At 22.2% G+C, this 1506-nt stretch carries 1 protein-coding gene; it reads left to right on the plus strand.

Annotation, left to right across the window (positions count from 1 at the left end; translation table 4 throughout):
* The coding region (locus UDIV_RS04660) for a discoidin domain-containing protein (RefSeq protein WP_038103687.1) at positions 1-1506 on the plus strand (1506 nt) is incomplete at both ends.

The following is a 1506-nucleotide window of genomic DNA, read 5'->3' on the forward strand; positions in this document are numbered from 1 at the left end:
GTTGATACAGTCAAATTAATAACAACAAAACATTATCTAGACTATGATAATATCTTTTTAGTCGCTTCTAAAGAAGATACTTATCAATCAATAATTAAAAAATTACCAACTAGAATAAAAGTTAGTTATGGATCTAAACAATCAAGTGTTCTTATTAATTGATTTACTAAGCATTTAGATAATAAATTAAAAATTGATCATAGTTTTATAATCTATGGTGCTTTTAGTTTTTTAAATGAAAACTATAATATTAAAGCTGATATTAACTATGTTAATGAAACAGTTGATTTAAATCGAATTGATTTAACTCCCCTTGTTAATAAAGATAATGAAAAAGATCATTTTGTTTTAGATCAGATTCATTTTAATAAGGATCTTTATAAGTTGTTTGATAGTGATTATAGTGATAAATCATATTGAGAGAATTTTGAGATTATTAATACTCATACAGATTTAGAAGATAAGCACAAACAAATTGTAATTAAATTCGATCAAACTAAATTAGTTAATGAAATTGGTTTTAAATTCTTTTTAGGAACTTATGCTAAAACATTATTACCAAAAGAGTTTAGAATCCAAACATCAAATGATGGAATTAATTTTAAAGATGTAGTTAATCAAGATGTGATCAATACAACAAGCTGAACCAATCTAGCTGTTAATGATGATAATACTTCAGATTGATTATCTATTAAATTCAATACAGCTAAAGCTAAATATTTAAAAATTAAATGAGAATATAATCGATTTTATTATGCAGGTTGAAGAAATGCTTTATTTGCTTTAGCTGGTTTAAAAATCTATGGCGTTGATAAACAAACTAAAAGAGAATCAATGTACAGTGTGATTGATGATACAATCAAAAGCTTTTCATTTAATGATCAAGTAGTAAATGCAGCTGATATTTATGACTTTAAAAGAAAACAATATATTATTAATTCTAATCATAACTTAGATATTAATAAGCTTAATTATCAATTTAAAGTTAGTTTTAATAATCCAATGATTAAGTATTCTATTAATCTTTTAGAAGAAACTTATCTAAAAGATGAAACCAATAAACTTTTATCTAAACTTTATATTATTAAAACCTTTGATCAAAACAATAAACTAATTAATAAATACTTAGTTGCTTTATATGATAAAAACAACTTAAACTCTAATGATCAATTAACTGATAAATTAGAACTATCTTCTAATACGGTAGTTAATCAAGCTAAAGTATTAGAAGCATTCTTTAAAAGAATTAACAACTATAGTTATAAATCAGATCAAACTTATCAATATTTAAAGAATTTACACCATAAACTAGATTATGCTTCTATTAATAAGTTTGATACTTATTTAATTAGTTTATATGATGATTTAGTTAATGAAGCTAATTTTTTAGCTAATAACTTAGATAACTTAACTTTTAGAAATGAAGATAAGAATAAATTAAAAGCTAACTTAGTAGCTAAGATTACTAAGTTATTAAACAATGAGTTTATAGAATATGATCAACTT

It is taken from the genome of Ureaplasma diversum NCTC 246 (assembly GCF_000731915.1).
Classification (GTDB): domain Bacteria; phylum Bacillota_I; class Bacilli_A; order Mycoplasmatales; family Mycoplasmoidaceae; genus Ureaplasma; species Ureaplasma diversum.